The organism is Paenibacillus sp. 10L310 (assembly GCF_056395745.1).
On record NZ_JBFTKC010000029.1, the window covers coordinates 1 to 23,470 of the forward strand.

At 46.0% G+C, this 23,470-nt stretch carries 26 protein-coding genes; 17 read left to right on the plus strand and 9 right to left on the minus strand.

Features of this window, described 5'->3' with window-relative positions; genetic code table 11:
* Window positions 1-240: 240 nt before the first annotated feature.
* Both AC1DE7_RS29905 and AC1DE7_RS29910 read right to left on the minus strand, forming a co-directional pair.
* Entirely contained in the window at window positions 241-1,224 is a 984-nt protein-coding gene (locus tag AC1DE7_RS29905; RefSeq protein ID WP_477535755.1) for a TIGR03943 family putative permease subunit, read from the minus strand.
* An 84-nt stretch (window positions 1,225-1,308) separates the two neighbouring features.
* A complete protein-coding gene (locus AC1DE7_RS29910; RefSeq protein WP_477535756.1) occupies window positions 1,309-2,349 on the minus strand; it encodes a permease in 1,041 nt (346 codons plus the stop codon).
* A 131-nt stretch (window positions 2,350-2,480) separates the two neighbouring features.
* Between AC1DE7_RS29910 and AC1DE7_RS29915 the strand changes: the two genes are divergently transcribed.
* Entirely contained in the window at window positions 2,481-2,579 is a 99-nt protein-coding gene (locus AC1DE7_RS29915) for a GTP-binding protein (protein ID WP_127549146.1), read from the plus strand.
* Between the two features lie 23 nt (window positions 2,580-2,602).
* Window positions 2,603-2,890, plus strand: a complete 288-nt coding sequence (locus tag AC1DE7_RS29920) for a GTP-binding protein (RefSeq protein ID WP_477535757.1) — start codon at window positions 2,603-2,605, stop codon at window positions 2,888-2,890.
* A 69-nt stretch (window positions 2,891-2,959) separates the two neighbouring features.
* Here the strand turns inward: AC1DE7_RS29920 and AC1DE7_RS29925 are convergent, their stop codons facing one another.
* Complete coding sequence (locus AC1DE7_RS29925) at window positions 2,960-3,823, minus strand: stalk domain-containing protein (protein ID WP_340982355.1); 864 nt, start codon at window positions 3,821-3,823, stop codon at window positions 2,960-2,962.
* Window positions 3,824-3,992: 169 nt separating this feature from the next.
* Here AC1DE7_RS29925 and rpmG point away from each other — a divergent pair, with 169 nt between their 5' ends.
* The 6 genes from rpmG (at window position 3,993) to AC1DE7_RS29955 (ending at window position 8,200) form a co-directional block, all read left to right on the plus strand.
* Window positions 3,993-4,142, plus strand: coding sequence for a 50S ribosomal protein L33 (gene rpmG / locus AC1DE7_RS29930; protein ID WP_036613813.1), 150 nt, complete (start codon window positions 3,993-3,995; stop codon window positions 4,140-4,142).
* A 50-nt stretch (window positions 4,143-4,192) separates the two neighbouring features.
* The gene (locus tag AC1DE7_RS29935; protein WP_477535758.1) at window positions 4,193-4,900 is read left to right on the plus strand and encodes a metal ABC transporter ATP-binding protein; all 708 of its coding nucleotides are present in this window, start codon (window positions 4,193-4,195) and stop codon (window positions 4,898-4,900) included.
* Window positions 4,846-5,739 carry a metal ABC transporter permease gene (locus tag AC1DE7_RS29940; RefSeq protein ID WP_127549154.1) on the plus strand — a complete coding sequence of 298 codons (894 nt, stop codon included), beginning with the start codon at window positions 4,846-4,848 and terminating at the stop codon, window positions 5,737-5,739. Before AC1DE7_RS29935 ends, AC1DE7_RS29940 begins: the two co-directional genes overlap by 55 nt.
* Complete coding sequence (locus AC1DE7_RS29945; protein ID WP_477535759.1) at window positions 5,726-6,808, plus strand: metal ABC transporter substrate-binding protein; 1,083 nt, start codon at window positions 5,726-5,728, stop codon at window positions 6,806-6,808. The genes AC1DE7_RS29940 and AC1DE7_RS29945 overlap by 14 nt, the downstream gene beginning before the upstream one ends.
* A gap of 165 nt (window positions 6,809-6,973) precedes the next feature.
* Window positions 6,974-7,456 (plus strand): hypothetical protein, encoded by a 483-nt coding sequence (locus AC1DE7_RS29950; RefSeq protein ID WP_477535760.1) that lies wholly within the window; start codon window positions 6,974-6,976, stop codon window positions 7,454-7,456.
* Between the two features lie 42 nt (window positions 7,457-7,498).
* On the plus strand, window positions 7,499-8,200 hold the full coding sequence (locus tag AC1DE7_RS29955; RefSeq protein WP_477535761.1) for a M50 family metallopeptidase: 702 nt from the start codon (window positions 7,499-7,501) through the stop codon (window positions 8,198-8,200).
* A 115-nt stretch (window positions 8,201-8,315) separates the two neighbouring features.
* Here the strand turns inward: AC1DE7_RS29955 and AC1DE7_RS29960 are convergent, their stop codons facing one another.
* From AC1DE7_RS29960 to AC1DE7_RS29980, 5 genes are all read right to left on the minus strand, one after another.
* Complete coding sequence (locus tag AC1DE7_RS29960; protein WP_477535762.1) at window positions 8,316-8,687, minus strand: DUF4363 family protein; 372 nt, start codon at window positions 8,685-8,687, stop codon at window positions 8,316-8,318.
* A 26-nt stretch (window positions 8,688-8,713) separates the two neighbouring features.
* Window positions 8,714-9,442, minus strand: coding sequence for a DUF421 domain-containing protein (locus tag AC1DE7_RS29965; protein WP_051447333.1), 729 nt, complete (start codon window positions 9,440-9,442; stop codon window positions 8,714-8,716).
* A 206-nt stretch (window positions 9,443-9,648) separates the two neighbouring features.
* Window positions 9,649-10,512, minus strand: coding sequence for an SDR family oxidoreductase (locus AC1DE7_RS29970; protein WP_477535763.1), 864 nt, complete (start codon window positions 10,510-10,512; stop codon window positions 9,649-9,651).
* Window positions 10,509-11,576: a mannonate dehydratase gene (uxuA, locus tag AC1DE7_RS29975; RefSeq protein ID WP_477535764.1), complete on the minus strand. Its 1,068-nt coding sequence runs from the start codon at window positions 11,574-11,576 to the stop codon at window positions 10,509-10,511. Before uxuA ends, AC1DE7_RS29970 begins: the two co-directional genes overlap by 4 nt.
* 39 nt (window positions 11,577-11,615) lie before the next feature.
* A complete protein-coding gene (locus AC1DE7_RS29980; protein ID WP_026081054.1) occupies window positions 11,616-12,293 on the minus strand; it encodes a GntR family transcriptional regulator in 678 nt (225 codons plus the stop codon).
* 272 nt (window positions 12,294-12,565) lie between these two features.
* Between AC1DE7_RS29980 and AC1DE7_RS29985 the strand changes: the two genes are divergently transcribed.
* Window positions 12,566-12,868, plus strand: a complete 303-nt coding sequence (locus tag AC1DE7_RS29985; RefSeq protein ID WP_017688208.1) for an ArsR/SmtB family transcription factor — start codon at window positions 12,566-12,568, stop codon at window positions 12,866-12,868.
* A gap of 90 nt (window positions 12,869-12,958) precedes the next feature.
* Window positions 12,959-14,362: an aldehyde dehydrogenase gene (locus AC1DE7_RS29990; protein WP_477535765.1), complete on the plus strand. Its 1,404-nt coding sequence runs from the start codon at window positions 12,959-12,961 to the stop codon at window positions 14,360-14,362.
* Between the two features lie 34 nt (window positions 14,363-14,396).
* Here the strand turns inward: AC1DE7_RS29990 and AC1DE7_RS29995 are convergent, their stop codons facing one another.
* Complete coding sequence (locus AC1DE7_RS29995; RefSeq protein WP_477535766.1) at window positions 14,397-15,308, minus strand: helix-turn-helix domain-containing protein; 912 nt, start codon at window positions 15,306-15,308, stop codon at window positions 14,397-14,399.
* A 219-nt stretch (window positions 15,309-15,527) separates the two neighbouring features.
* Between AC1DE7_RS29995 and AC1DE7_RS30000 the strand changes: the two genes are divergently transcribed.
* The 7 genes from AC1DE7_RS30000 to AC1DE7_RS30030 all read left to right on the plus strand — a co-directional run bounded on the left by AC1DE7_RS30000 (window position 15,528) and on the right by AC1DE7_RS30030 (window position 23,234).
* Window positions 15,528-17,717 carry a glycoside hydrolase family 52 protein gene (locus AC1DE7_RS30000; protein WP_477535767.1) on the plus strand — a complete coding sequence of 730 codons (2,190 nt, stop codon included), beginning with the start codon at window positions 15,528-15,530 and terminating at the stop codon, window positions 17,715-17,717.
* Window positions 17,714-19,861: an alpha-glucuronidase family glycosyl hydrolase gene (locus tag AC1DE7_RS30005; protein WP_477535768.1), complete on the plus strand. Its 2,148-nt coding sequence runs from the start codon at window positions 17,714-17,716 to the stop codon at window positions 19,859-19,861. Before AC1DE7_RS30000 ends, AC1DE7_RS30005 begins: the two co-directional genes overlap by 4 nt.
* A 110-nt stretch (window positions 19,862-19,971) precedes the next feature.
* The gene (locus tag AC1DE7_RS30010) at window positions 19,972-21,039 is read left to right on the plus strand and encodes an NAD(P)-dependent alcohol dehydrogenase (protein WP_477535769.1); all 1,068 of its coding nucleotides are present in this window, start codon (window positions 19,972-19,974) and stop codon (window positions 21,037-21,039) included.
* A 183-nt stretch (window positions 21,040-21,222) separates the two neighbouring features.
* Complete coding sequence (locus tag AC1DE7_RS30015) at window positions 21,223-21,471, plus strand: HPr family phosphocarrier protein (protein WP_017688214.1); 249 nt, start codon at window positions 21,223-21,225, stop codon at window positions 21,469-21,471.
* 144 nt (window positions 21,472-21,615) lie between these two features.
* On the plus strand, window positions 21,616-21,867 hold the full coding sequence (locus tag AC1DE7_RS30020) for a type B 50S ribosomal protein L31 (RefSeq protein ID WP_036613829.1): 252 nt from the start codon (window positions 21,616-21,618) through the stop codon (window positions 21,865-21,867).
* A gap of 149 nt (window positions 21,868-22,016) precedes the next feature.
* Window positions 22,017-22,322 (plus strand): Dabb family protein, encoded by a 306-nt coding sequence (locus tag AC1DE7_RS30025; RefSeq protein ID WP_477535770.1) that lies wholly within the window; start codon window positions 22,017-22,019, stop codon window positions 22,320-22,322.
* 150 nt (window positions 22,323-22,472) lie between these two features.
* Window positions 22,473-23,234 carry an SDR family NAD(P)-dependent oxidoreductase gene (locus AC1DE7_RS30030; RefSeq protein WP_477535771.1) on the plus strand — a complete coding sequence of 254 codons (762 nt, stop codon included), beginning with the start codon at window positions 22,473-22,475 and terminating at the stop codon, window positions 23,232-23,234.
* Window positions 23,235-23,470 lie beyond the last annotated feature (236 nt).

Genomic DNA, 23,470 nt, shown 5'->3' on the forward strand with positions numbered 1-23,470 from the left:
TGCAAGGTGCCATGGCCATATTTACTGTTAATCTCAAGCGAATCATTACACTCATGAAAGACTCAAAGTAAAAGGATAGAGAAAAAGGCTATATTCCGTTCCAATGTGAACGAAATATAGCCTTTTTGATTTAAAATGAATCTTAACAATTGAAATGGTAAGTTTTTCAGTGGCCTCTGAAATGTATAGTGTGTTTTTTATATTCATTAATTTAGGTTTCTTATAGTCTATCGGTTCTCCTTAATTGTTACTAAGCTTCTCATAAGCCATCACCGAGTCCGCATTGGTGTAAATATAAGGCGCGGATGGCTCGGCTACAGGTGTCACCTTTGTGGCGCGAATTTCAATCGTATCCTTACCGTTCACCTGTGCAGAGCCAATGCTGCCATCAATTTGCACCCAGCTGTCTGTAGTGAAGCTATCCGCTTCTGGGATGTGAATCATTACGCCGAAGGGAGCCGCATCCGCGGGGCAACACATGACGAGAAATCGTCCTAGTGCAAAATGTGATTCATGATCCATGCTTTTGTCCCGGTAAACGAACCCGGTTAAGGAGATATCTTTGCCTGCAAATTGTCGCTGGAACATATCAATCGTGCCGAGGGTTTCAGAGAAAATTTCAGGATAGACTCGAATGACCTGTTCTGCATACAACTTCTCCGCCAGTTCAGCGAATTCGCGGCTATACTCGTCTGGGGGAATGAATTGTACTTTGGTAGCCGAAGCAGCCTGAACAGCCGTTGGTTTTTGCGTGAGATCTTGTACTTTCAATTGCGTTGCCGGATCAGGTAAAGGCTCTTTTCGACGAATCTCGGGAGGGGCATAGGTGAGAGACATGCCTTTCTGACTGGCCATGGAACTGCCGAGAGCCCGATCAGGTAACAGAAACCCCAGCAACAAGGGGATAGCAATCAGACCATATACCATTAAGCTACGAAGGAACCCCGAGGGTGGTGGATGTTCACAGTCGCAATGAACCTCGTTTCTGCCGAACAGTCCGTGCCATGCCATGATAACGGCAATAAACAATAAGGGAACAGGACAGCATAATAGCAGTTTTTGCATGGTAGGAGCCAAATAATAATGAAGCGAATCACTTGAATTCAACTGAATAATGTACACTGCCACCCCGCCGATCCAGCCTGCACGGATCAGGTTATGCCATTGGATGACGTGTGACCTTGGAACAGGAGGCTTGGTCATCGTATAGATAGTGTGGTTCATATATCATCACCTCATTTCTATTCATAGTCAGAATGCAAGTTCATGGGATTAACCATTCAGGTCATGAAGTATTGGGCTCAACCTTTATACCAGCAGGTTAATCAACCACGAGCCGGCGAAGACGAGTGTGATAATCGCTAGACTTAAACCTATAACAAACCGAGTACGGAAGGTTGAGAGCAACATGAGCGTGCTTTTGAAATCCAGCATTGGACCAAGAACAAGGAAGGATACCAGCGGCCCCAGTGCAAACGTATGTGAGAACGCAGAAGCCACAAAAGCATCAGAAGTGGAGCAGAGAGACAGTACATAAGCAAATCCCATCATGAACACATAGGAGGCAACAGGACCATTACCAAGAGAGATCAGATCGCTGCGGCTAATGAATGTTTGGATGCAGGCTGTAATCAGGGCACCGATCACCAGATATTTGCTCATATCGACAAATTCGTCTCCGGCGTGAATGAAGAAGCTGCGCCAGTTTTTTACATGGTTATGGTCATGAGCGTTTGCGTGTGCATGAGCATGAGGTTGCGCCATTTTAAACCCGGCATGTGTCTTGACCTCTGTCACTGCGATCTTTGGCATCCGAAGGGGATTTCGACGAACAAACACATACACAAGCATCCCTATGGAAGCTGCTACAGCAAAGGCCAGTCCCATACGGGCAATGGTAATCTCAGGATGGGAGGGAAAGGCAAGCAAGGTTGCGGTAAATACGATGGGATTGACTACGGGACCACTCAAGATGAATGTAACTGCGATATAGGCTGGCATGCCTTTGTGCATCAACCTTCTCACTACCGGGATCATGCCACATTCACAGATGGGAAAAATAATACCGAGTAGTCCTGCGACCAGCACACCACCGATCGGATTCTTGGGTATGAGTCTGCGGACCATTTCTTCAGATACGAACCACTGCATGAGCGAGGACAATAGTACACCCATGAGCAGAAAAGGCGCGGCTTCAAGAAAGATACCTATGAATACGGTTTTCATATTTTGCAAAGCTTCACTGTTCCATGCTTCCTTCAAGTCTGGAGCCATTGTGATCAACACGGGAACAAGAAATGCACAAGGGACCAGGAAGGACAGGAGCTTCAGATTGGCTGCCATTTTCATGAAACAGACCTCCACAACTAGGACTTTGCTAAAATATATGCTTGTACGTGCGGCAACATACATCATTCCTATGTTCTAATCAACATTTTTACGATTAAATTCACAACTTAAACAGAGTGGAGGAAACAGAAATGTCAGATCAACAGGTTCAACAGCGGGATCCAGTAACCGTACTTAGTGGATATTTGGGTGCAGGCAAAACGACACTTCTCAATCATGCAAAGGCCTGATGTGGCTGGCGACAAGAAACCATATGGCAATCTCTTTCAGTCATGCAGGTACATCGAAGCAGCTTGCACCAGCAGGAATATGGGTAGGTGCGATGAGTGAGGAGGAAAGGGAACTTCATTTTGGCGACACGCTGCCAAGCATACCGGACTGGGATGATGAGTTGGGTGACCGGGTAACCAAATTAGTATTCATCTGCATTGACATGGACCGGGCGGAGATTAAACGTACATTGGATGAGACCCTTCTTACGGAGGAGGAGATGTTGATGAACTGGCGTGAACTGAAAGATCCTTTTCCAGCGTGGAGTTGAAGTGAAAAGAAAAGATCTTCAAGTGCAATAGTGCCCCTGAAGATCAATGATTATATTGCATTAAGGACTTTAGCTAAAGTACAAATCGCCAAGATAAAAATCACCGTTACCACTTTTTTGCGGACTAAACACAAAGGTAAGGTACACTCCATAGGAACCCGTCCATCCTTGTGGATAATAAATGGCTTTGTAACTGTGTCTTGTTTTGGTTTTATCATTCATTGCAATCACTTTAAAATCAGCTGATTTCACATTAATCAACTGATCTGCATATTTAGTCAGCGTTTTTTTATCATTTGCTGCAATGATACCTTTGACTGTAGTCTTAAATTTATCTTTCTGGGATTGCTTACCCAGATCAAAAATGTCGATCTCGGGATTTTCAATAACTTTAGCATCTATGTATTTATCAAATTCACTAGTGCTACCTGTTTTAAGTGCTTTACCATACATCTTGATCAGTGTTAAAGATTCTTTTTGCAATTTGACTATCATCTGAGCGTCAGTTCCAGTCATCTTGATTGAGCCTGAATTAGAAGTACTTGAGTTACTTGAACTACTTGGTTTACTTGAATCTTCAGAACCTTTGGTACCTGTACTGCTGTTATTACTACTCGAACTGCTTGACTTACCGCTACCTGAATTAGTGATACTTACAACTTTGTTACTAACATTCAGAGATACGTTGGCTCCGAGTGCTTCTGCTGTGGTACTTACAGGCAAGTATACATCACCGTCATATACCAGTGCATTCAGTTTGTCTCCAGCTTCATTCTTGGGTGTCCAAGACAGACCGTTTACTTTAAAGCTAATGTTGCTGTCGAGTGCTGCTTCAATATCTTGAATTCCGTTTGAAGCTGCTACACCCAGGGCACCGAAAGCCAAACTGCATGCTACCAATGACCCAATAAAAGTTGATTTTTTGATCTTCATCTAGTTCCTCCGTAGGTAAAGTATAATGATACCAAAGCAGTATATCATATGAAATTATATTATGCATACAAAATTTTACTGTAACAGATATGGAGTTGACAAAATAAAAGCTATAGACTAATATCATTAAATAGTAATAATTACGATTAAATAAGAGGAGGCAACAACCATGAGAGTCATTGTAACTTTAGCCTGCACCGAGTGCGGGGACCGCAACTATACAACAACCAAGAACAAACGTAACCATCCAGAGAGACTTGAGATGAAGAAGTACTCCCCACGTTTGAAGAAAATGACGATCCACCGGGAAACCAGATAAAATTTTTTTGTTATTTTTAAATCGTAATATTTACGAAAAGAGGGAATGGCATGATACTATCCTCCATGCGTGATGTTGTATTTGGATATGGCAAAGAGCCGGTCATTGATCAACTGTCGCTGGATATCCATGTGGGAGAGTTCATAGGCATCACAGGTCCCAATGGTTCTGCCAAAACGACCCTGTTAAAGCTGCTACTAGGGCTATTAAAGCCCTGGAGCGGCACGATACATATGAATCCGCAGTTGAAACGTGGGAACAAGTCCAATATTGGTTATGTGCCCCAGCAGGTGGCATCGTTCAATAGTGGATTTCCCAGTACGGTGAATGAGCTGGTCCGGTCCGGGTGTTACACCAGGCTGGGACTATTCCGAAGCTTCACAGCAGAGCAGGTTGCCATCGTTGAACGCAGTTTGCGGGAAGTTGGCATGTGGGAATATCGGAATACACGAATCGGTGAGCTGTCTGGTGGACAGAAGCAACGGATCTGTATTGCAAGGGCTATGGCTGGGCAACCGCAGGTTCTGGTACTGGATGAGCCAACCACGGGAATGGACCGCCACAACCGTGAAGGATTTTACAATCTGATGCGCCACTATGTTGATGCTCATGGGATAACGATTATTATGGTTACTCACGGACTGGAAGAGATGGGGAATCGATTGGATCGAACGATTACTTTGGAGCGGCAAGAAAGTGAGGAATGGCAGTGTTTGAGTACGAATTCATGCAACGTGCCTTCTGGGCAGGTGGACTGATTGGAGTCATCGCTCCAATTCTCGGGGTCTATCTGATGCTCAGGCGGCAGGTACTAATGGCAGACACGTTATCCCATGTCTCACTCGCAGGGGTTGCGCTCGGTTCGGTCATGAATCTTAACCCGGTGATCTGCGGATTCGCCATTGCAATTATCGGTGCATTACTGGTTGAACAACTGCGGCGAAGTTACCGAACCTACAGCGAGGTACCTGTGGCGATCATCATGACTTCGGGGCTGGCTCTTGCTGTGGTATTGATGAGTCTCAAAACCAATCTGTCCAAGACCTTCAGCTCATACTTATTTGGATCTATTGTCGCGGTTAGCGATATACAATTGTGGATGATGGCAGGTGTGTGTGTCATTGGTTTACTTTTTTTCATCCTGCTCCGAAGACCGTTATATAACTTTACGTTTGATGAAGAGACTGCTTCCATTGGAGGCGTTCAGGTAAGAGGTTTATCGTTTGCATTTGCCATTCTGACAGGAATGACTGTAGCTTCAGCCATGCCGATCGTCGGTGTGTTGCTGGTATCTGCTCTCATTGTTTTACCTGCTGCCTTGGCATTGAGAGTGTCTCGCAGTTTTACATCAGCGATTATTGTCGCGGTAATTACAGGATTAATCGGTATTTTTAGCGGGCTCACAACATCTTACCATCTAAATACACCACCGGGAGGAACAATTGCACTCATCCTGTTGGTTATCCTATTGACTGGAATATCAGCGCAAAAGCTGATTGCACGATATAACCGCAAGCGTCACCGCAAAGAAACGAAATCACAGCACGTCATTCTGGTCAACCATTCTAGGAGGAATACATCACATGAAATTCAGTAAAAAAGCTACGCTCGGATTGTTGTTTAGTCTTACACTTATCGTCGCAGGATGCGGACAAAAATCCGCTTCTGATGCAAATACAGCTTCGACAGGCACTTCCGTTCCAGTCGAGACGGAAACTGCAAAATTAAACGTGCAGGTCAGCTTCTACCCGATGTATGAGTTCACCAAAAATGTGGCAGGTGATCTGGCCGATGTGCATACACTCGTTCCAGCAGGAATAGAGCCCCATGATTGGGAGCCTACACCACAAGATATTGCCAGCATTGAAAAAGCGGATGTGCTTGTATACAACGGTGCGGGCATGGAATCTTGGATTGATCAGGTCACCGGAAGTCTGAGCAATGCTTCACTCATTCAGGTGGAAGCGAGCAAAGGCATCAACCTTCTTGAAGGTGGAGAGCATGAACACCATCAAGAAGATTCAGAGGCAACAGAACATGACCACGATCATGAGCATGCGAATGAAGCGACTACAGAAGAACACGACCATGATTATGACGCAGAGGCAGAAGCAGAAGCAGGACATGATCACGATCACGGTGGACTCGATCCCCACGTATGGCTGTCACCTGCATTGGCTGTAAAAGAAGTGCGCAATATTGAAGCAGGTTTGGCGCAGGCTGCCCCGGAACATGCCGAACAGTTCAAGCAGAATGCAGATGCCTACATTGCTCAACTGGAGTCACTGGATCAGGACTTCAAGGCGGCTGTGACGGATAGCAAACGTAAGGATTTCATCACACAACACGCTGCATTTGGTTATCTTGCCAAGGAATATGGATTGCAACAGGTGCCCATCGCAGGTTTGTCTCCTGAGCAAGAACCTTCAGCAGCGCAGATGGCATCTGTCATTGATTTTGCAAAAGAGCATCAGGTGAAAACGATTTTCTTCGAAACACTGGTTTCATCCAAAGTGTCTGAGACAATCGCAAGTGAAGTGGGGGCCAAGACGGCTGTATTGAATCCGATTGAGGGACTCACCGAGGAAGAAATTGCGGCGGGAATGGACTACATTAGCGTGATGAGACAGAATCTGGAGGCTCTGAAACTGGCACTAAACGAATAATTAAAAATCAGTTTGATGCCTGTCACCGAAAAAGGTACAATAATACAACATGCTGAGGAATGGATCGCCATTCCTTTGCCTTTTTGCAAAGCAGAGAGCACAGGGATGTGCTCTCTCTTTGTTTAATAAGGTGACCGGATCAAGGAGAACAGGAGGACACATTGCATGAATTTAAATGAGGAACATGAAGTGCTGTTAAGTGAACAGCCTGCCCATCTGTGGAGACGGCGTAAGCTGGAGCTGATGAACTGGACGGAACGTGATAAACATACAGTAGCCGCGAAGAAAACAGAGATTTGGAACGGTGTTGAAGTTGATGCCGAGCTTGTGAAGGCATTGTCCATACTTCAGAGTGCGGGCGTGAGGACGGAATTTTCATGTGCAGGGGTGAGTCCGCTTGATGAACCTGTCGATCATTCCCTTTATGCTTATGTTACCCTGATACAAAGTGAGGTAGCAGATCAATTCGTGCACTATGCCCTCCGTCGGATGCGGAATCGACTGCTCGTTACGCTAGAGGCCGAAAAGGGCCGTTATGATCTATCTTCTTTTTTCATTGGACACAATCGAAGCTTCTGCTGGTGGATGGAGCACTGTGCCTTACAGTTTGGAAGCCGAAACGAATCGAGTGAAAAAAGCGTAGTATAAAGGATAGGCTTGTTTACTTGAAGGTAAAGGAGGTATACACGATTGAATAAGTGGGTCAAAACGATACTTTTTCTACTAGGCTCCGTCTTTCTTACACGATTCATCCCATTTTCGTCCTTGTTCCGCAATCTGGATACGATGATTCACGAATTCGGTCATGCACTAATGACACTAATATTGTCTGGTAAAGTGCTACGGATTGAATTGTACGCTGATCATAGTGGTGTAACTTACTCTTCCATGCTGACGCCAGGCAGATCGATCCTAGTTTCTCTGGCGGGATATATCAGTGCATCACTGTTCGCCTTGCTGTTGTTTTACTTATACCGTAAAGGCTTGCACATGTGGGGACTCGGTATTATGACGGCTGTCGCTCTGGTGTCGCTCCTGTTATATGTAAGAGGGGAGTTCGGCATGTTATGGCTGACCGGGTTCATCGTACTGAACGTTGTCATTATGATTTTTGGTGCCAAGATCGTGAAGTACTATTATCTGTTACTGGCGTTTCTTACGCTGGAAGAGTCGGTTGTTAGTGCTGTATACGTTGGATTTATGTCCTGGACTCAGCCCTCACGGGCAGGGGATGCAGCGAATCTCGCTCAACAGACATTCCTTCCCGCGCTGTTCTGGGGCACGCTGTTTGCTTTGTTTGCACTGTGGTGTGCCAAGGGAGCACTCGGTCTCTTTTTCCGCAAAGAAGGCACTTCGCGATCGTCAAGGCCTCGGGGATTACGAAGAGCGTAACGGATATAAAGTTATATCAAAGCAAAGAAGGCACTTCCTTTATTCATAAAAGGATAGTGCCTTTTGTTTTTAGACTTACAATCTGATATTAAGTCTGATATTAAAGATATTGAACCTAATCTCCAAGATTATCCCATAACACATAAAAGTAATAAATCTCTTCCATAATCGCCTTATCATCCTCTGCCGCAACGCCGCCCTTGATCCGAGCAAGCGTGCCCAGAATATCATATATCGTTTCACGTTCCACACTGAACTGAATGCGGTTGACGACTTTATCCCAAGCTTGCATTGCATAATTAATTTGGGACTTGGCTTCAGTCCATTGTTTTCCCTCGACTTGTTTCTCCAACATCTGTACAGATTCAAGCAAGCGATCATCGGTACCAAAGGGCTTTTTGAGAAAGGCTCCGCTAGCCATAATCGCAACGAACACAAGAATGAGGAAGATCGGAAGCACATATAACAGCCAGAAACGCGTTTTCATTCAACCGCCTCCTTGATGTAAAGAGTTTAGAAAGGCCCCTCATAATCGCCCATGTCGATTTTTTCGGTGATCTTATCCTTGAACAGATCAACATACAATTTGTCATTAGGCAATATGGCGGCAAAAGCAATATCCTGTATCGTGATCTTTTGTTTCTTAAGCTGTTCACTGAGCCAATTAATATCTTTGTGTCTTTCCTCCAGATTTTGCTTAATCAGCAGGCCATCAATGATAATCTCGGTCATCAGCTTGCTCTTGGGCGGGTGCATATGCATATCTTTGGCGGTTACAGGCTGATTCTCAGGTTTCAAAACAACCGAGAGGCTACCATCCGGTTCCAGAATCGCATAATCCAGCGTTGTAATATCAAATACATCCTTTTGCCGTAGCATCATGGTCAATTCGTCAAATTTGACTCGCATTTTACTCAGGTTCTGTTCAAGAATTTTACCGTTCTGGATGATCAATGTGGGATCAGAGTCCATTAGTTTGGAAATGGTGCGATTTTTCAGCGTAATATACTGAAAGATGATCGTAATGATTGTGAAAATGGTCAAGGCCACAAAATGAATCCACGCCTTGGAGGAAAGATCGGTTGCAAAAGTCCCCGCAATGGAACCGATTGTGATACCGTTAATGTAATCAAAATACGTCAAGTTACCCATCTGTTGTTTGCCCAGCACCCTTGTGTAGATGATCAGGGTCAGAAAAGCAATAATAGACCGTACGGCAACAACCCATGTTTCTTCCATCATATATGTATCACCTTCCTTTAGTTCACCGTAGCTGTAATAAGAGATTGTTTAAAAAGTTTGCTTTTGAACATGTATTATAACAAGCTTTTCCTATGCTGGAGGATCTTATGCTTGAACGCAAAAAACCGAAACCTGGGTATGTATCCCAAGCTTCGGTTTCATTAAATACCTATATTAGTTGAACTGATTCATTTACACGTTAATCATTATACACCTGAATAGGCCATAAATCCGCCATCTACCGGAATGACTGTGCCAGTGACAAAGCCGGACTGCCTTTCATCCACAAGCCACATCAATGTGCCAAGCAGGTCTTCCGGTTTGCCAAAACGGCGCATGGGTGTATGCGCAATAATTTTACTGGAACGTTCCGTAGGTGAGCCGTCTGGTTGCAGTAATAGATTACGGTTTTGCTCAGTCAGGAAAAACCCGGGTGCAATAGCGTTGACACGAATTCCGGATTCGGCCAGATGAACGGCGAGCCATTGCGTGAAGTTGTTAATGGCTGCCTTCGCAGCGCTATACGCAGGAACTTTCGTCATGGGCGATGGGGCGCTCATGGAAGAAATGTTTATGACAGTAGCGGGAACATCGCGCTCTATCATATGTTTTGCAAAGATCTGAGTAGGGATGAGAGAACCGACAAAATTCAAATCCATCACCTGACGAAATCCCTCTACACTCACATCAAAAAATGTAGTGACATCGCTCTTTTCCAGATCTTCCAATCTGAAGATTTCATTGGTGGTGTTGGCACTGGCGTTATTGCCACCCGCGCCATTGATCAGAATATCACATGGTCCGAGCTGTTCCAGCACCGCATCTGCCGCTGCTTGCACACTATCGGCCTGGGTTACGTCACAGGCAATAGCAATCGCTTTGCCACCGGCAGCTTCTATCGCAGATACAACTTCCTGTCCCTTGGACACCGTGCGGTTCAGGATGGCTACACTTGCACCGTGCCGAGCGAGTTCTTCCGCCATGGAGCGGCATAATACTCCAGCACCTCCGGTGATTACAGCTGTTCTGCCTTCAAGACGAGATGAGCGTTCATATTGAAGTTCACTCATGCTTTTGCCCTCCTTTGCAGGGAATCCCAGACGCCCCAGAGATACATGATGCCCAAAGCCCGGTCATAGAGTCCATACCCAGGTCGGCACTGTTCTCCCCAGAGATGACGACCGTGGTCGGGTCTTGCATAACCTTCATAACCGATATCGTGATAAGCCTCAACAACCCCTGCAATATCAACACTGCCATCCTGACTGCGATGTGAGGTTTCGATAAAGTCACCATTATCGTAGATTTTGACATTACGAATGTGGGCAAATGGAATCCGATCCTTGAACTCGTGTATCATCCCGATAATGTCATTATCAGCATTCGCTCCCAAAGAGCCACTGCATAGTGTCACGCTGTTGTAAGGGCTATCATAAAGATTCAAATATTTCCGAACATTCTCCTGACTTGTAATAATCTTTGGTAATCCAAAGATTGGCCATGGCGGGTCATCTGGATGGATGGCCATTCGAATCCCCAGCCGTTTGGCTGTAGGCATAATCTCTTGCAGGAAATAACGTGCGTGCTCCCACATATGATCCTCGGTTACATCCTTGTAGGCTTCGAACAGACCTGTTAAATACTGCAATCGTTCCGGTTCCCAACCTGGCATGGTGAGTGCGGAGTTTTCCGTAATGCGTCGAACGAGTTCTAGAGGTTCTATATCTGCAAGTTTACTGTGCTCATAGAAGAGGGCAGTTGAGCCATCCTCCATTTCCTTGTGCATATCCGTGCGAAGCCAGTCGAAGATCGGCATAAAGTTGTAACAGATGACCTTCACACCAACTTGAGCCAGTTTCTCCATTGTTTTAATATAGTTCGCAATGTATTTATCCCTTGATGGCAGGCCCAACTTGATATCCTCATGGATGTTCACACTCTCAACGACATCCAGATGTAACCCGGCCTTGTCTGCTGCTGTTTTGACAGCGAGTATTTTGTCCATTGGCCATTCCTCGCCAGCAGGAACATCGTGCAGTGCCCACACAATACCTTCAACACCCGGAATCTGCCGGATATGATCCAGCGTTACCGTATCATTGCCTTCGCCGAACCAGCGAAAAACCATTCTCATCACGTTCACCTCATCATGAATAGTAGGAAGAAAATTCAGTCATTGAAAATAGGACGGATATGTATCCTGCAGAACAGCCAAATCGGTGACAGTTAAATGCAAGTGTTCCTGCATCAGTCGCTCTGCTGTGTCGGCATCATGCTGCTGAATGGCCTTGACCATAGACCGGTGCTGTTCAATCAGATGATCCCACTGGTGGTCCGAGGACAGGCGTAACATGCGACTTCGATTCAAATGTACATTCATCTGCTGGATAACAGTCCAGGTGTTGCTTTTGTTGCAGCCTGCAAAAAGAGTGCTATGGAATTCCTCATCCAATTGGAACATTCGTTCATCATCCGGTTTGACCCTGCATTCCTGTTGCCACGCAAGGTTCTGTTCAAGAGCTACCATCTGTTCGTTCGGAAAGTTCTCGCAGGCGAGTCTGATTACGGCTCGTTCGAGCTGTTCACGCATGAACCGTGCTTCCTCAACGAGATCGACCTGAATCAGAGAGACGTATGTGCCACGCTGTGGATACACTTCCAGCAGACCTTCCTGTGCAAGCCTTACAAAACTTTCTCGAACAGGTGTCCGGCTTACCTGGAACTCCAGCGAAATTTCCTTCTCTGAAATAGCTGTTCCCGGAGGCATTTTCAAACTCAAAATGAGTTGTTTCAGCGTGAAGTAAACGACATCTCGCGTTGAGTAAGATTGCTTATTATTCATGGAAGACATATTGCTCGCAACAGGCAACAAACCGGCTCTGGATGATAACTTTGGGGTATATTCCACAACTTCAACTCCTTCAATGACATACTACCATACTTGTATGGTAGTATGGAAGCGCTTTATAAGCATTATTTTAAATTTAGTTGATGGTTCACTTGCAGTTCAAGTGATTAAAGAGTACAATTCAGTCATTAGGTTCGAATGTTTAAACTAACAGACATCAAACAGATAAAATATACGTAGAAACAATGAAGAAGAAATAGTATAGAGGTGAAACCATGGGACAAAAAGCAATTAGCGTTTTTCAAACCTGTATTCCGTTATTTCAGGTGTTAAGTGACAACCATCGTCAATCCATTTTGCTGACACTCACCGAGAAAGGCAGAATGACAGTGAATGAAATTACCGAACAATCCAGCCTATCCCGACCAGCCATATCTCATCATCTCAAGCTGTTGTTAGAGAAGGGACTGATATCTGTGGAGCAGAAGGGCACACAGCGTTATTATTCGGCTTCATTGAATGCATCGGTGGAACTGCTGAAGGAACTGGTAGCTGCTTTGGAAGAAGAGTGTCTGTAGATTAATCGTGATAAAACATGCTTTTGCATGTGCCTTATAGGTTCGTAAGTTTAAACGCTTGATCAATAATGAATAGAGGAGTATGTATATATGACAACGACTATACAGGAAGTAACCAGTCTGGAAGTTGAACAGATTTTGGAGCAGCAACGACAGTTCTTTCGTTCCGGGGCAACAAGATCGGCAGAAGTTCGAATTGCACATCTGACCCAACTGAAGCAGGCCATTCAAAAGTACGAATCCAGACTGACAGAAGCTCTCTATCAGGATTTGGGCAAAAGTGAGTTCGAATCCTACACAACCGAGATCGGATTTATGATGGATAGCATCACACACACCATTCGTAAAGTGAATAAATGGGTGAAACCCGTTAAAGTGAAAACACAAATGGCACTCCTGGGTTCCAAAAGTTATATCATACCCGAACCCTACGGGGCGGTTCTGATTATCGGACCGTTTAATTATCCTTTTCAACTCTTAATCGAACCATTGGTAGGTGCTATTGCAGCAGGTAACACAGCCGTGCTCAAAGCGTCAGAGAATACACCTGCGGTATCCGCTGTTGTACGTGAAATGATTGCGAGCGTGTTCGAACCGGCATACGTACAGGTACTTGACGGTGCTAAAGACACAACAACAGCGCTGATTAACGCGCCATTCGACTATATCTTTTTTACAGGCAGTGTACCGGTAGGCAAGATTGTAATGGAGGCAGCTGCCAGAAATCTCGTTCCCGTTACGTTGGAACTGGGCGGCAAAAGTCCGGTCATCGTTGATGATCAGGCGGATATCAAAGTAGCAGCAGAGCGTATTATATGGGGCAAACTGCTCAATACAGGACAGACCTGTATCGCACCCGATTATTTACTTGTGCATGAGCGCGTGAAGGAACCGTTAATTACGGAGATGAAGGCAGCAATCGTGTCCTTCTTTGGTTCGGATATCCAACACAACAAGGACTATGGGCGAATCGTGAACAAGGGACATTTTAAACGTCTGACGACTTTGATTGAGCGGGATCAGGCCAAAGTGATATATGGGGGAGCTTCGGATGAGGAAGATCGCTTCATTGAACCTACACTGATTGATGCGGAGTCCTGGGATGCAGCGACGATGGAAGATGAGATTTTTGGACCCATTCTGCCAATCATTAGCTACCGTAACATTGATGAAGCCATTGTAGAAATCGTAAAGCGGCCGAAACCACTCGCCTTGTATCTGTTTACTTCCGACACCCGGGTTCAGGACAAAGTGCTGCGTGAAGTTTCTTTTGGAGGCGGCTGCATTAACGATACCATCACTCATGTAGCGAATCCACGTCTGCCGTTTGGCGGTGTTGGTCATTCCGGTGTTGGCTCGTATCATGGGCAGTACAGCTTCGAAACCTTCTCTCATCTCAAAAGTGTACTGAAAAAAAGCACCAAGTTGAATCTGCCGATTCTATATCCACCGTATGATAACAAGCTGAAGTTGATTAAGCGTTTGTTGAAATGAAAAATAAGAAAGACAAACAGCTTGCTACTGGACTTCATTCCAGAGCAGGCTGTTCCTGTCGGTAACGGGAGGGTGACATGCCGGACCAGCGCTTGAATTGACGACTGAAATGGGCAATATCCTTGTAACCAAGCATGACGGCAATATTTTGAACGGAGAGCTTCGGATTGCCCAGAAGAAGCTTCGCTTCATGCAAAACCAACTGGGATAATACAGCACGTGGAGACTGACCGAACACCTCCTTGAACACGCGATTACAGTGAGAAGAACTGATGCCCAGCTCTGCTGCAATATCATCAATGCCATAGTGACCGTTGGACTCGTGTCCCTGTTTGAATTGCTGACTCATCAGGCCTTGCAACCGATTACGAATCTGGTGGGCGAGTTCGATCTTCTCGTGTCCGTCGGTAAACCAGTGAGCTGCCTCTTTCGAGACCGCCTCCCACAGATGGCCAAATAGTTCAAATACCGCAGATTGCAGCTGCATACGCTGTACCATCGTATTTGCTGTTTCATCATCCGCAGATGACATCAATTTGCGCAGAACCGGCTCAATCTGCTGTGTAACCGGACTATCCGCACTGAATCGCACTTGTTTGATGCGCGCCAGCAACGATAAGAACAACTGATCATCAATGTCAAAATGCATGCAAAAATATGTGAATCCCTTGCCGTTATGGCTCTGGCTGGAATGAATGCTTCCCGGAGGAATCAGGAGCAGTTCGCCAGCCTTTTGAATGTATAGGGTACCATTCACCATCATGCGTTGCTCGCCTTCCGTGACATAATTCAATTCATATTGAGGGTGCTCATGTGCCGGATAATCCCAGTCCATACCCACACTTCGTAAATGAATGGCAAACAGATTGACCGTTGTTTGTACATCTGGATAAAAAACTTCATGGACACTTTCTCCCAAAGTAGGAGGCAAATACGTTGAAGACATGGAAGATCCCCCTTCATATGAGGTTGTTCAAAAAATGTGATTTTGATTACGCACGTATATCTAATGGAATGTTTTTGTGTAACCGCTTTAATCTATTATAGTCTATCAGCTTGATTTGGGTAAATATCCGATTGATTTGATCATGGTCGGAGGTGGAACCACGTGTTAGGATGGGGCTAATGAAAACGTATGCAACCATTCTGAGAGGGGTTATGATTCATGAATACGTCGAAATCCATCTTTTATAATGCACATCACGCACCGATTGGTGCTTTTGCGAGTTTTACACTGGGTTACAAAGGAGCCAAAGGCGGGCTGGGTCTTGAACTCGGCAAGCCGGCTGACCAGAATGTATATATTGGATTACAATCTCGCGATGGCGACAATTATCAGGCGCTTCCTTTTTATGAAGCTTCCGAGGATGAGAGCAGCCGCTATGATGTAGAGAAGTTGGATGACGGGGAAACGGCGTCGACAACAGCGTCCAAAGTTCCAAAACCTCTTATTACGGCTTTTCGCGATGAAGATATTACCCGTGAATTTACCTCAGGTACGGATACGTGGACCGCTGGAGATCTGACGTTCCGTATCTACTCTCCTGTACGTCCAGTACCTGATCCAACGAATGGGGATCGTGAAGAATTAATGGATGCACTCGTACCTGCCGTATTGGTTGAGATGACGATTGACAATACGGCAGGTCAACAACCCCGTAAAGCCTACTTTGGTTATCAGGGCAATGATCCGTACTCTGCTTTGCGTCTGATTGGGGGACCGGAAGGTGGCTCCATCACAGGTGTGGGACAAGGTCGACTTACAGCGATTATGTCAGCAGATGATGGACTGTGGCCCGCACGCGGATTTACGCTGGAGAAACTGTTGCAGGAGAAACATCGGGAGAATCTGGCATTTGGACTTGGCTCAACCGCTGCACTACTGATGGAGGTGCCGGCTGGAGAGAAACGTACGTATCAATTCGCAGTATGTTTCTATCGCGGGGGCATTGTGACGACCGGCATGGACACAACGTATTGGTATACGCGCTATTTCTCCGATATTCAGGCAGCAGGAGAGTATGCACTACAACGCTTCAGTGAGTTGACCGCATCCTGTGGAGAGGTTGAACAGCGCCTTGGATCCGCTGCTTTGACCGAAGATCAATCATTCATGCTTGCTCATTCCATTCACAGTTATTATGCCAGTACTCAACTGCTGGATGCCGATGGCGAGCCACTATGGGTGGTGAACGAAGGGGAGTATCGGATGATGAACACACTTGATCTGACAGCTGATCAGTTGTACTTCGAGCTTGCCTTGAACCCATGGACGGTGCGTAATGAGCTGGAGTGGTTTGTGAAACGATACAGTTATACGGATCAGGTTCGTTTCCCGGGGGAAGAGAAGTTATATCCGGGCGGAATTACCTTTACCCATGATATTGGTGTTGCCAATGTGTTCTCACGCCCTGGACACTCGGCGTATGAGCTGGTTGGCATTGACGACTGTTTCTCACAGATGAGCCACGAGGAGCTGGTGAACTGGCTCTGCTGCGCGACAGTATACATTGAACAGACACAGGATCAAGCTTTTGTGAAAAACATGTTGCCTGTTATCGAGGATTGCTTCGAAAGCATGCTTAATCGGGACCATCCCGACGCAGAGCAGCGTAACGGTCTGATGGGTCTGGATAGCAGTCGTACCCAAGGTGGAGCGGAGATTACAACTTACGACAGCCTGGATGTGTCACTTGGTCAGTCTCGCAATAATATCTATCTGGCGGGTAAATGTTGGGCGGTCTATGTTGCATTGGAGAAGCTGTTCGCAACTGAGAAGTTGGCAGATCTGTCCCATCAAGCAGGGATTCAAGCAGATCGCTGCGCTGCCAGTATTGCTGCACAATTGACTGATGGCGGCTACATTCCAGCTGTTATTGCAGAAAATAATGATTCTCGAATCATTCCGGCGATTGAAGGTTTGGTGTTCCCGTACTTTACAGGCTGTGAAGCAGCACTGGATGTCAATGGTCGCTTTGGCCCTTATCTGAAAGCACTCCAAACTCATCTGAAGACGGTTCTTGTACCGGGAACATGTCTGTTCGAAGATGGGGGCTGGAAACTGTCCTCAACAAGCAATAACTCGTGGCTGAGCAAAATCTATTTGTCCCAGTTTATCGCTAGAGAGCTGCTGGGTGTGGAATGGAATGAGACAGGCAAGGCAGCAGACGCGGCTCATGTCAACTGGCTGTTGCATCCGGAGGAATCCTACTGGTGCTGGAGTGACCAGATCCTGTCTGGTGTGGCGGTTGGCAGCAAATATTATCCGCGTGGTGTAACGTCGATTCTATGGCTACTCGAAGGAAAAGGGAATCGCCTTGGGCAGATCTATGCCAGCAAGGAGGCGGTACAATGAGCCAATCCGTCGTTCAATCTGCTTTGTCGGGTCCACAGTACGATGCGTGGCTGGGGTATCACTCTAAATTGCCAGGAGCGAATGGACTTGCCCAAAAGACGGCTCCTGCGTGGAGCAAGCTGATATTGGTGGAAGAGAACCATGGAGTGATCACAACAGCTCTGACCGAACTTTCACGGGGACTGGGAAGGTTATATGGCGTGAAACCGTCGGTCAGTCATCTGTCTGATGCTCAGGAAAGTGAACGGAACAATCACGCTTCCGCTCCCGCAATACGAATCGGCACTTGGACAGGGAGCGATTCCGTGGCTGGGTCGTTCAGTGAGACAGAGCGTTCAACTGTTCAAGGAGAAGGCTATGTCATTCGTGAGAACGAGACCGAGGGTATACTGGTCATTGGATCAGAGACCCCCCAAGGTGTGCTGTATGGTGCATTCCATCTGCTTCGTGAGCTGACAATGGATCAAGGAAGAGCACATGAGGCGGATGGCGCTGTGAATAAGTGGAGCTTCATTACAGAGCAGCCAACCAATGCACTACGGATGATTAATCAGTGGGATAACGTGGACGGCAGCATTGAGCGTGGGTACGCAGGAGAATCCATTTTCTATGATAACGGGGAATTCACGCTGGACTTGGGTCGCATCCGGGATTACGCACGTTTGCTCGCTTCCACGGGAATCAATGCCATATCGATCAACAACGTCAATGTACACCGCCGTGAGAGTCTGTTTCTGACAGAACGTTATCTTAGTGATGTGGCGAAGGTTGCCGCTGAATTCAGAGCGTATGGCATTCAATTGTTCCTGAGCGCCAACTACGCAAGTCCAATTGAGATTGGTGGTTTGCGTACGGCTGATCCGCTGGATGCGCAGGTACGGGAATGGTGGAACATTCAAACGGCCAAGGTGTACGCAGCGATTCCGGATTTTGGCGGTTACCTGATCAAGGCAGACTCCGAGAATCGTCCGGGACCATTCACGTATAACCGTGATCATGCCGATGGTGCGAACATGTTGGCTGAAGCCCTTCGGCCATTCGGTGGATTGGTCATCTGGCGTTGCTTTGTCTATAACTGCAAGCAGGACTGGCGGGATCGTTCCACTGACCGTGCACGTGCAGCCTATGACCACTTTACGCCGCTGGACGGGCGTTTTGCTGAAAATGTCATTTTGCAGATCAAAAACGGGCCGATGGACTTTCAGGTGAGAGAGGCGGTATCCCCGCTGTTTGGTGCCATGGAAAATACAAATCAGGTGATTGAATTTCAAATTACACAGGAGTATACCGGGCAACAACGTCATCTCTGTTATCTGGTTCCCCAGTGGAAAGAAGTATTGGACTTTGACACATACGCCAAAGGCGAAGGTTCAGAGATCAAGCGAATTGCGGACGGTTCTCTGTATAAACGACCATACAGTGGCTTCGCCGCAGTATCTAATATTGGTGCAGATGCCTGTTGGACAGGACATCCACTCGCGCAGGCGAATCTATATGGATACGGAAGACTTGCGTGGAACCCGGAGCTGTCCGCGGAAGAGATTGCCGATGAGTGGGTGAGACTCACATTTGGACATGAAGACGAAGTTGTGCGGCAGGTTACGGGCATGCTTCTGACTTCACTAGAAATCTATGAGAATTATACGGCGCCTCTCGGTTTAGGTTGGATGGTTAATCCGGATCATCATTACGGGCCGAATGTAGATGGATACGAGTATTCCAAATGGGGAACGTATCACTTTGCCGATTGTCATGGCATTGGTGTAGATCGAACCGTGAACAGTGGTACAGGATACACTTCACAGTATCACCCTGAGAATGCTGATCGTTATGAGTCCGTAGACACCTGTCCGGATGAGCTGATCTTATTTTTCCATCACGTGCCATACACCCATGTTCTGCATTCGGGTAAAACGGTCATTCAGCATATTTATGATACACACTTTGAAGGTGTTGCGCAGGCGGAGGCGTTAGCCGAGACATGGAGAGGGCTGGAGGGCAAAATCGACCCGGTCATTTTCAGTAAAGTTGCTTCATTACAGGACAACCAGGCCGAACATGCGAAGGAATGGCGGGACATGATCAATACGTACTTCTATCGCAAGAGCGGCATAGCGGATGAACAAGGTCGAACAATCTATTGAGTGGAATTGCGGATGCAGATGAACTTGGTAATTAGGAAGGAAGTAAGAAGATACCTTGTTTTCTTTAATGTACAATAGACAGCATGGACATACATGAGGAGGAGAACCGTATGGGACAACATCAACTGCCTGAGACCATGAAAGCTGCTATCATGACAGAGCCAGGACACATTATTATTGAGGAACAACCCGTCCCGCAACCGGCAGCGGATGAGGTGTTAATCCAGGTGATGGCTGTCGGGGTATGTGGCTCGGATGTGCATTATTTTGAACATGGACGCATTGGCAGATTTGTGGTGGAGAAACCGATCATTCTGGGTCATGAGTGTGCGGGGATCATTGCTGCTGTTGGCTCGAACATATCACGTCTGAAAACAGGGGATCGGGTTGCTATTGAGCCTGGGGTGACTTGCGGACGTTGTACGGCATGCAAAGAAGGTCGTTATAACCTGTGTCCGGATGTACAATTTCTAGCGACTCCTCCGGTGGATGGGGCATTTGTACAATACATGGTGATACGTGAAGATATGGTATTCCCGATCCCGGATCATCTGTCTTATGAGGAAGCAGCTATGAACGAGCCATTCTCTGTTGGTATTCATGCTGCACGCCGCAGCAAACTGGCTCCGGGTACAACCCTGACGATTATGGGCATGGGTCCCGTTGGACTCATGGCTGTGGCTGCTGCCAAATCTTTCGGTGTAGAGAAGATCATAGTAACGGATCTGGAGGAAGTTAGGCTGGAAGCAGCTCGCCGCATGGGTGCCACTCATACCATTAATGTGCGGAATGAAGATGCGCTGGCTGTGATTCGCGAGTTAACAAATGGTGTGGGTGTTGATACTGTATGGGAAACAGCGGGGAATCCGAAGGCGCTACAATCTGCTCTGTATTCACTTCGACGTGGAGGAAAACTTGCGATTGTGGGCCTGCCTGCACAGGACGAGATCGCACTCAATGTTCCATTTATTGCGGACAATGAAGTTGATATCTATGGCATATTCCGTTATGCCAATACGTATCCGGCAGGAATTGAATTTCTGAGCTCCGGCCAGCATGACGTGATGTCCCTGATTACAGATCGTTATTCACTCGAAGAGACACAGCAAGCGATGGAGCGTGCATTACACAATAAAAGCGGCAGTCTGAAGGTCATGGTATATCCGAATGGTATGTAAGAACAACCTGGAAGAGTCCTGCGGTTCAGGACTCTTTTTTTGTTTTTTTTGCAAAAAAGTATGGGTCAAGCTCCCATAACATGGTATAATTCATGATGATTTTAATATATAAATGGATACACACCATATTGGTGAATAAGTACTTAGCGAAAGGAACTGAAGGTTGTGAGAGTACATGAATTTATGATACACGCTGATTTTCATCGGGATGATTTGATGTCGGTATCTTCTCAAGCGTCGCGTTTTTCCTCGGATATTATTTTGTCGTATATGGAGTCTGAGCATGAGCATCGTGTAGATGTCAAAAGCCTGCTTGGAATGGCGTTACTACCCATTCGATATGGTAGTGTTGTCAGATTACAGACAAGAGGCAGGGATGAACTGGAGGCTTTGGAGTACATGTTGAATGTACTGGAGAAAGGGACGGCGTGACACCTGATTAGGTGCAAAATCACAGATATCATATTTTTTTTAGCTATTCCTCAAAACCTGCTGGTACTTTGTCCAAAAAAAGAGTATAATAAAATGTAGTTTGATTCTAAAGAAGTACCCATATTAAAGGAGTGTAAATAGATTATGCCAAAAGTTGACATCCATCCAAAGACACAACTCGTAATTTTTTACGATGCAAGTGCTGATTTCAAATTCCTGAGTTCTTCCACGAAGTTCTCTAACGAAACTATGGAATGGGAAGACGGTAACTCTTACCCAGTAATCCGTGTGGACACTAGCTCCGCATCACACCCATTCTTCACTGGTAAACAAAGAAACGTGGATATCGGTGGCCGTGTTGATAAATTTAACCGTAAATACAACATCACCAAATAAGTTTGTCCATACATTACAAAAAAACCTCGGGATTTGTCCTGAGGTTTTTTTGTGTACATTAAAAATTAATTCAACCAATTATTGCGCTTACAACACATTCGGATGTACACTAGAAAACGAGTACGAACATATTGGAGGAGGAAATAGAGATGAGTAGCATCACACATATGGTAACGTTTACACTTTACGCGGGTAAAGATACACCGGAGGCCGAAGCCTTTTTGAAGGAAAGTTCGGATGCACTGGCTGTCATTCCTGGCGTAGAGCAATTTCAGGTTCTGAAACAGGTAAGTGAGAAGAATGAGTTTGACTACAGTTTCTCTATGGTCTTTGCAGATCAGGCTGCGTATGATGCATACAACAATCACCCGGTTCACCGTCAATATGTAGAAGAGCGTTGGGAAAAGGAAGTCAGTCGCTTCCAGGAAATTGATCTTATTCAACAACATAATTAATAGTCTCCACATATAGGAAAAAAGTTGAACTACCATATACAGCATTGAACAATGCTGTATATCTCTCTGAATAACGCGCAATGAATGAAAAAAGTAACATATTTCCGAAATCGTTTTCGGGTAAATGAATTTAAGGAGGTTTTCGCTGTTATGCAATTGGATCTCTCAGGAAAAACGGCTCTGGTTACAGGCGCAACCGGACAACTGGGGAGAGTCATCGCCCGTACGTTGGCATCCTGTGGCGCCAATCTGGCTCTACATTACATAAATAATGATACCAAGGCTCGGGAGCTTCAAGGTGAGATTGAAGCACTCGATCGTAAGGCTGTAATTGTACAGGGGGATATTACAAAGCAGGATACAGCATTTCGGATGCGTGATGAAATTCAGCCTGTCCTCGGTGGAGTGGATATCGTTGTTGCCAATGCAGTCATTCAATATGAATGGACAACGGTGTTGGAACAGTCTCCTGAAGATTACTTGAGCCAGTTTGAATCCTGTGTCATGCAGAGTGTGTATCTTGCCAAAGCTTTCATTCCACATATGCAAGATATCAGAGCCGGTCGGTTCATTGGCATCAATACGGAATGTGCGATGCAAAATTTCGCTCATCAATCGGCCTACACCGCTGGTAAGCGTGGAATGGATGGTGTATATCGCGTGCTTGCCAAGGAGGTTGGTGAGTATCAGATTACCGTAAACCAGATTGCACCTGGATGGACAATTAGTGAACGTGATCGGTCCAGTGAGCCTGGACATGATGAGGCATATACGCGTACCGTGCCGCTGAAGCGCAGGGGTGAAGATCAGGAAATCGCCAATGCGGTAGCTTTTCTTGCGTCGGACCTGTCCTCATTTATCACGGGTGCCTATATCCCGGTTAGTGGTGGCAATGTGATGCCTGCTATCTAATGTCTGATTTGGATTCGGAAATCCAGATGGAATAACAATAAACCTAGTTTAACCGTAATCCGTTTGTCATTCGACAAGCGGATTTTTTGGCATTTTGCTATAGCTGGAATAAAGGTTTAAGGGGCTGGTTTTGTTTCATATATCCAGACATACATATTGAGTTGGTTCGGTTTTCGAAAGATTGGGGTATAAGAATAGGTATATTAACCGAGTGGAAACATAATCAAAATGAGCAA